Origin of the sequence: Spirillospora sp. NPDC029432, assembly GCF_040703975.1 — a bacterium.
GTDB lineage: Bacteria > Actinomycetota > Actinomycetes > Streptosporangiales > Streptosporangiaceae > Spirillospora.
Map to the genome: position 1 here is coordinate 1 of NZ_JBEZWH010000138.1, position 7,482 is coordinate 7,482.

A 7,482-nucleotide genomic window follows, 5' to 3' on the forward strand; every position below is an offset into this window, starting at 1 on the left:
GGGGGGGGGGGGCGCCGCCCCCCCCCCCCCCCCCACGGCGGCGGGCGGTGTCCGGGTCACGGCGTTCCGGTCATGGCGTGGTGGTCAGCGCGCCGAGCTTGCCCTGGAGGTCGCTCAGGGCCTGGTCCGTGGGGGTCTTGCCGCCGAGCGTGTCGTACACCGCGCCCTGGATGGCGGCGGTGACGTCGCCGTACTTGACGGCCGCCGGACGCGACTTCGCGTTCTCGATCGCCGCCTTGAGCGTCGGCATGAACGGGTACTTCTTCACGATCTCGGGGTCGCTGTAGAGCGCGGCGACGGTCGGCGCCTGCGAGGTGGCGAGCAGGTTGGCCTTCTGCTGCGCGCCGTCGGCCATGTACTTGATGAAGTCGAGCGCGGTCGCCTTGTTCTTCGCGAACGCGGAGATCGCGTAGTTGTGTCCGCCGAGGTTGGCGGCGCCGGGGCCGTTCGGGCCGGGGATCGGCGCCACCTCGAACTTGCCGGCCACCTTGGACGAGCCGTCCTTCTTGTTGGCCAGCTCGTACTGGTACGGCCACTGCCGGTGGAACAGCAGCTTGCCGGCCTGGAAGTGGCGGCGGCCGCCCTCGCCGTCCAGCGTCAGCGCGGCCTTGGGCATCCGGCCGTCCTTGACCGCCCGCGCGAGGAAGTCCACGCCCGCCTTGGCCTGCGGGGTGTTCACGGTCGGCTTGCCGTCGGCGCCCACGATCGTGCCGCCGGCGCTGTTGATCGCCTCGGCGGTGGAGACGGTCAGGCCCTCGGTCTTGCCGACCTCGGTCAGGTAGCAGTCCACGCCCTTGCCCTCGGGCAGCGCCTTCACCTTGTCGCAGGCGGCCCACATCTCCTGCCACGTCTTCGGCGGCTCCTTGATCCCCGCCTTCTCCAGCAGGTCGGAGCGGTAGTAGAGGAGGCCGGAGTCGGAGGTCAGCGGCATCGCGTACAGCTTGCCGCGGTACTCGCCGGTGGTGACGGTCGCGGGCAGCAGCTTGCTCGTGTCGACGGCGTTGGGGCCGGCCTTCGGCAGCTCGACCAGCCACCGGTTGGCGGCGAACTCGGCGGTCCAGACGACGTCCAGGTTCAGGATCGTGTACGCGTCCGACTTCGTCGTGGCGTTCTGGATCATCTGCTGCCGCTGGTCGTTCGGCTCGTCCGGCAGCTCGACGACCCGGGCCTGCTCGTTCGGGTGCGCCTTGTTCCAGGCGTCGATCATCTTCTGCATGTTGCCGGACCGGTCCTTGCCGGTCGCCAGCGTGATCGGCCCGCGCCCGGTGAGCTCCGAGCCCGCCGCGGCGTCGCCGCCCGGCGAACCGCCGCCGTCGCCGCCGCACGCGGCCAGTGAGAGCGCGAGCGCCAGGCCGGTCACCGCGCCGGCCAGGGGTGTGCGCCGCATGGGTCCTCCTCGGGTGGGGGGCCTGCGAGCGGCCCCCGGTCTCGTTCTCGTGAGCCGGGACGCTAGCCGGGGTTTGCAAGGACGTAAATCCCTTGCAGAAACTTTCTGCATGATCGTGCCCGTTCTGTTACCGGCGGCGGGATTGCTGGGGTTGTGGGGCTGGAGGGGCGGAATGTCGGCCGTTGTGGAGGCGGTCTAGCTGCAATTTCTTGCTGGACTCTTGCAAGACTTGCGGCTTCTTTGTAACTTCCCGGCAACACGGGAGGTCCGCACGCCATGGACAGACCTGCTCTCGCCCGCCTCGCCGCCGCGCTCACGGCGCTGGCCGCGATCCTCCTCGCTCCGGCCGCCGCTCTCGCGGGAACGAAGGACGGCATGGACACCGACCTGTCCCGCTCCCGGGCGCACTGGATCGACCGCGCGACGCTGGCGTGGAACGTCCCGCCGGACGGCCGCCGCCGGTACGAGCTGGTCACCGCGCCGGGCGGGGACCTGCGGATCGAGAACGGCGACCTGGCGGGGGAGCGGCGCGTGCTGCGGCTGTCGCCGGTGGACGGCGGGCTCGCGCCGCATCAGCGCGCCCGGTGGCCGCATCTCGCGTCGTACGCCGCGTACCGGATCGATCCGCGCGATGCCGGGACCGTCCCCGAGGCGCTGCGCGGGCGGCTCGCGGTGGTCGAGCGGGACGCGGGCGGGCGGCTGCTCCGGGCCACCGGCGTGCAGATCCCGGGCGTCCTCGACGACGTGTACGCGAGCGCCGCGACCCGCGCCGGTCTGGGGCCGGTGTGGCGGGGCGGGACGCCGGAGCTGTCGGTCTGGGCGCCGACCGCGCGGGACGTCGCGCTGGACCTGGACGGGCGCGTCCTGCCGATGCGGCGCGACGGCACCTCGGGCGTCTGGACGATCAGGGGCGCCCCGGAATGGAAGGGCCTGCCGTACGCGTACCGCGTGACGGTGTACGCGCCCGCCGCCGGACGCGTGGTGACCAACGTGGTGACGGATCCGTACGGCCTCGGCCTCACCGCCGACTCGGAGCGGAGCCTGCTCGTCGATCTGGAGGACCGGGCCCTGGCGCCGGCGGGCTGGAAGTCCTTGCGCAAGCCGCGCGGGGTCGCGCGCCCGTCGATCTACGAGCTGCACGTGCGGGACTTCTCGGCCGCCGACCGGAGCGTTCCGGAGGGTCTGCGCGGCACGTACGGGGCGTTCGGCCTGAAGAGGTCGGACGGGATGCGGGCGCTGCGCGGGCTGGCGCGGGACGGGCTGTCGTACGTGCATCTGCTGCCGGTGTTCGACTTCGGTTCCGTGCCCGAGCGGCGGAGCGGCCGGCGGGAGCCGGGGTGCGATCTGGCGTCGTTTCCGGCGGACTCCGAGAAGCAGCAGGAGTGCGTGGGGGCCGTCCGCGGGGCCGACGCGTTCAACTGGGGTTACGACCCGCTGCACTACACCGTGCCCGAGGGCTCGTACGCCTCGGATCCGGACGGCACCGCCAGGATCCGGGAGTTCCGCGGCATGGTCGCCGGGCTCAACCGGGCCGGGCTGCGGGTCGTGATGGACGTCGTCTACAACCACGCGTACGCCGCCGGGCAGGACCCGCGCTCGGTCCTCGACCGGATCGTTCCGGGCTACTACCACCGGCTCCTGGAGGACGGGACCGTGGCCACGTCCACGTGCTGCCCCAACACCGCGCCCGAGCACGCGATGATGGACCGGCTCGTCGTCGACTCGGTCGTGACCTGGGCGCGGCACTACAAGGTCGACGGCTTCCGGTTCGACCTGATGGGCCACCATCCGAAGGCGAACATCCTGCGGGTCCGCGCGGCGCTCGACCGCCTCACGCCGGAGCGCGACGGCGTGGACGGGCGGTCGATCGTTCTGTACGGGGAGGGCTGGGACTTCGGCGAGGTCGCCGGGCACGCGCGGTTCGAGCAGGCCACCCAGGCGGCGATGGCGGGCACCGGCGTGGCGACGTTCAACGACCGGCTGCGCGACGCCGTGCGCGGCGGCGGGCCGTTCGACGCCGACCCGCGCGCGCAGGGCTTCGGGTCCGGGCTCTGGACCGCGCCCAACGGCTCCCCGGCCAACGGCGCGCCGGACGAGCAGCGCGCCCGCCTGCTGCGGGCCGCGGACCGGATCAAGGTCGGCCTCACCGGCAACCTCAGGGACTACCGCTTCACCGCGTCGGACGGCCGTACGGTGACCGGCGCCGACATCGACTACAACGGCGCCCCCACCGGCTACACGGCGGCGCCCGCGGAGGCCGTCACGTACGTGGACGCGCACGACAACGAGACGCTGTACGACGCCCTCGCCTACAAGCTGCCCCCGGAAACGCCCATGGCGGACCGCGTCCGCATGCACGCGCTGTCCCTGGCGACCGTGCTGCTGGCCCAGGGCACGCCGTTCGTGCACGCGGGTACAGAACGGCTGCGTTCCAAGTCCCTGGACCGCAACTCCTACGACTCCGGCGACTGGTTCAACCGGCTGCACTGGGACTGCCGCCTCGGCAACGGCTTCGGCGCCGGGCTCCCGCCCGCCTGGGACAACCGCGACAAGTGGCCGTACGCGCGCCCGCTGCTCGCCTCCCCGGACCTCGGGCCCGGCTGCGCCGACATCGAGGCCGCGCGCGCCCGGACGGGCGAGCTGCTGCGCGTCCGGGAGTCGTCGCCCCTCTTCACGCTGCCCACCGCGGCCGAGGTGCGGCGGCGGCTGTCGTTCCCGCTGAGCGGCGAGGGCGAGACGCCGGGCGTCATCACGTACCACCTGGACGGCCGCGGGCTCGATCCCCGCTGGACGTCCGTGACCGTCGTCCTCAACGCCGCTCCGGAGCCGGCGCGGCAGACGCTCCCCGCCCTTGAGGGCGCCGGCGTGCGGCTCCACCCCGTGCAGGCCGGCTCGCCGGACCCGGTCGTCCGGGAGGCGTCCTTCGACCGCGCGACCGGGACGTTCACCGTGCCGGGACGCACCGCCGCCGTCTTCGTCCAGGACTGATGCCCCACCCAACCCCCGCCAGGAGGCACAGGATGAGGAAACGCAGTATCGCCACCGCTGCGGTGGCCGCGCTCGCCGGCGCAGGGCTCGGCCAGGCCGCGCTCCCGCCCGCGGCGGCCGCCGCGCCGTCCGGAGACAGGACGGTGATGGTCCAGCTCTTCCAGTGGAAGTGGGCCGACGTGGCGAAGGAGTGCGAGACCGTGCTCGGGCCGAAGGGCTTCGGCGCCGTCCAGGTCTCGCCACCGCAGGAGCACGTCGTGCTGCCGGACGCCGGCCAGGGCGGCTACCCCTGGTGGCAGGACTACCAGCCGGTCGGCTACCCGGGTCCGGACTTCGCCACCCTCACCACCCGCCGCGGCGACGTGGCCGCGTTCCGCGACATGATCGCCCGCTGCCACGCGTCCGGCGTGAAGATCTACGCCGACGCCGTCATCAACCACGCGACCGGTCGCCCGAGCGGGCGCGGCAGCGCCGGGACGGTGTTCTCCGGCAAGTACAACTACCCGGGCACGTTCTCCGACGCCGACTTCCACGGCTGCCGCCGCGACATCGCGAACTACGGCGACCGCTGGGAGGTGCAGAACTGCGAGCTGGCGGGCCTGGCCGACCTGGAGACGGAGGACGCGGGATACGTCCGCCCCCGCATCGGCGGCTACCTGAAGGACCTCGCCTCGCTCGGCGTGGACGGCTTCCGGATCGACGCCGCCAAGCACATGCCGGCCGCCGACATCGCCGCGATCCTGGACGAGATGCGCGAGCAGATCGCCGACGATCCGGGCTTCCCCGCGAACGGGACCCGCGATCCGTACGTCTACCAGGAGGTCCTGTACGGCGCGGGCGAGCCGGTCAAGCCCGCCGAGTACCGGGCGAACGGCGACCTCAAGGAGATCCAGGCGATGAACTTCGTCTCGATGAAGTTCTGGAGCGCCGCCGACCCCGCGAACCGGCTCCACCAGCTCCACGCGTTCCCGAACGGGTGGGGCGAGGACATGGAGCCGAGCGGCAAGGCGATCGTGATGGTCGACAACCACGACGCCCAGCGGGACGCGCTGACCGGGCGGCGGATCCTCACGTACAAGAATGGCGCCGCGTACCGGCTGGCCAACGTGTTCCTGCTGGGCTGGGACTACGGGACGCCGCTGGTGATGTCGAGCTTCGCGTTCACCCAGCGGGACACCAGCCCGCCGACGGACGGCGGCGGCACCACCAAGGACGTGACCTGCAACGGGACCGAGTGGGTGTGCGAGCACCGGTTCACCGAGATGGCCGACATGGTGGGCTTCCGCAACGCGGTCGGCGACGCCCCCGTGAACAAGGCCGATGACGCGCCCGAGCGGGACTGGTACACCGACCATTCGGAGGGCGGCGCGGGCAACAAGATCGCCTTCAGTCGGGGCGACCGCGGCTACGTCGTCATCAACCGGGACGAGTCGAGCGGCTGGAACCGCACGTACCGGACGCGGCTGCCCGCGGGGACGTACTGCAACGTCATCGGCGGCGGGTACGACCCGTCCGCGCGGACCTGCGCCCCCTCCCACACGGTCACGGTCGGAGCCGACGGCGCCTTCAGGGCCGACGTCCCCGCCATGACGGCGCTCGCCCTGCACGTGGGAGCCAGGGTCGGGTAGCGCCGGCCCCGGCCGCTGATCGCGAATATCTCGCCCGGAACGGAACCGAACGGGCGAACCTCTACGTACCACGGGTGACGAACCGACGGTGACGAGGGGGAAGATGCGCGACCACGGCCTGGACAACGGAATCGGCAACGGAATCGGCAAGGGACTCGGCGGCATCATCGGCGAGGACGACATCGCGGAGGCCGACCTGGTGACGCGGCGCGGCACGTTCAGGGCCGTCGCGTTCCGGGACCCGGTGGACGGGCACGAGCACATGGCGCTCGTGCGCGGGCGGATCCGGGGGCGGGAGGACGTGCTCGTCCGGGTCCACTCGGAGTGCATGACCGGGGACATCTTCGGCGCGACGCGCTGCGAGTGCGGCGACCAGCTCGGCGCGGCGCTGGACGCCGTCGTCCGCGAGGGCGGCGGCGTCCTGGTCTACCTGCGCGGGCACGAGGGCCGCGGGATCGGGCTGGTCGCGAAGGTCCGGACCCACGTCCTGCAGGACGAGCAGGGGCTGGACACGGTGGACTCGGCCACGGCCCTCGGGCTGCCGGTCGACGTCCGCGACTACGGGCCGGCCGCCCGGGTGCTGGACCACCTGGGCGTCCGCTCGGTACGGCTGCTGTCCAACAACCCCGACAAGGTGCACGCGCTCCAGTCGGCCGGGATCAAGGTGGCGTCGCGGGTGCCGCTGCTCGTCCCGGCCAGCGAGGACAACATCCGGTACCTGACCGCCAAGCGCGACCGGCTGGGGCACGACCTGCCCCAGCTCGACGCGCCGCCGCCGCGCGCGGGCTTCGACGGCCCGCCGCTGGGCGAGGCCAGCGGATGAGTCAGGCGGTACGGGCGCGGCGCCGCAGCCAGGCGACGTCCCTCGCGAACGACCAGGTCAGCAGGGTCAGCGCGAGGACGGCGACCAGGGCGGCGCCGGCCGGCGGGAGCGTTCCGGCCACGACCAGCAGCACGCCCTGGAGCGCGGCGACGACCTTGCGGGCGGTGCGGGGCGGGAGCTCGGCGCGCAGCCAGGGCAGGCCCCAGGACGCGGCGACGAACGCGTACCGCATCGCCCCGATCGCCAGCACCCAGAGGCCGGCGGACGCGGCGACGTGGACGCTCAGCACCAGGATCAGGAACGCGTCGACCTCCATGTCGAAGCGCGCCCCGAACCTCGACACCGTCCCGGTCCGGCGCGCGACCTTGCCGTCGACGCCGTCCAGCAGCAGCGCCGCGGCGGCGGCCGCGGTGAGTAGCGCCGCCCCGGGGCCGGCGGCCGGCGCGTCCACCACCAGCGCCGTCACGCCGCCGGCGAGCACGGCGCGGGCGAGCGTGACCCGGTCGGCGGGTCCCAGCGCGGCGCGGCCGGCGCGGCGCGCGGCGCGGGCCAGGATGGTCCACAGCGCGAGCGCGTGCAGGGCGCCGGCGGCCCAGGCCGCGGTGCCGAGCCCCGCGCCCGCCCAGAGCGCGCCCAGCAGGGACGGGGGCTGCGGC

At 73.4% G+C, this 7,482-nt stretch carries 5 protein-coding genes; 3 read left to right on the forward strand and 2 right to left on the reverse strand.

What is annotated here, in order from left to right; translation table 11 throughout:
• Positions 1-70 precede the first annotated feature (70 nt).
• Positions 71-1,387, reverse strand: a complete 1,317-nt coding sequence (locus tag AB0881_RS41470; protein ID WP_366626398.1) for an ABC transporter substrate-binding protein — start codon at positions 1,385-1,387, stop codon at positions 71-73.
• A 276-nt stretch (positions 1,388-1,663) separates the two neighbouring features.
• Here AB0881_RS41470 and pulA point away from each other — a divergent pair, with 276 nt between their 5' ends.
• The 3 genes from pulA (at position 1,664) to ribA (ending at position 6,826) form a co-directional block, all read left to right on the forward strand.
• Entirely contained in the window at positions 1,664-4,375 is a 2,712-nt protein-coding gene (pulA, locus tag AB0881_RS41475; RefSeq protein ID WP_366626399.1) for a pullulanase-type alpha-1,6-glucosidase, read from the forward strand.
• Between the two features lie 32 nt (positions 4,376-4,407).
• Positions 4,408-6,003: an alpha-amylase family protein gene (locus AB0881_RS41480; protein WP_366626400.1), complete on the forward strand. Its 1,596-nt coding sequence runs from the start codon at positions 4,408-4,410 to the stop codon at positions 6,001-6,003.
• A gap of 88 nt (positions 6,004-6,091) precedes the next feature.
• The gene (ribA, locus tag AB0881_RS41485) at positions 6,092-6,826 is read left to right on the forward strand and encodes a GTP cyclohydrolase II (protein WP_366626401.1); all 735 of its coding nucleotides are present in this window, start codon (positions 6,092-6,094) and stop codon (positions 6,824-6,826) included.
• Position 6,827: 1 nt separating this feature from the next.
• On the opposite strand, the gene AB0881_RS41490 is transcribed toward ribA, so the two are convergent.
• Positions 6,828-7,466, reverse strand: coding sequence for a CDP-alcohol phosphatidyltransferase family protein (locus AB0881_RS41490; protein ID WP_366626402.1), 639 nt, complete (start codon positions 7,464-7,466; stop codon positions 6,828-6,830).
• Between the last annotated feature and the right edge of the window lie 16 nt (positions 7,467-7,482).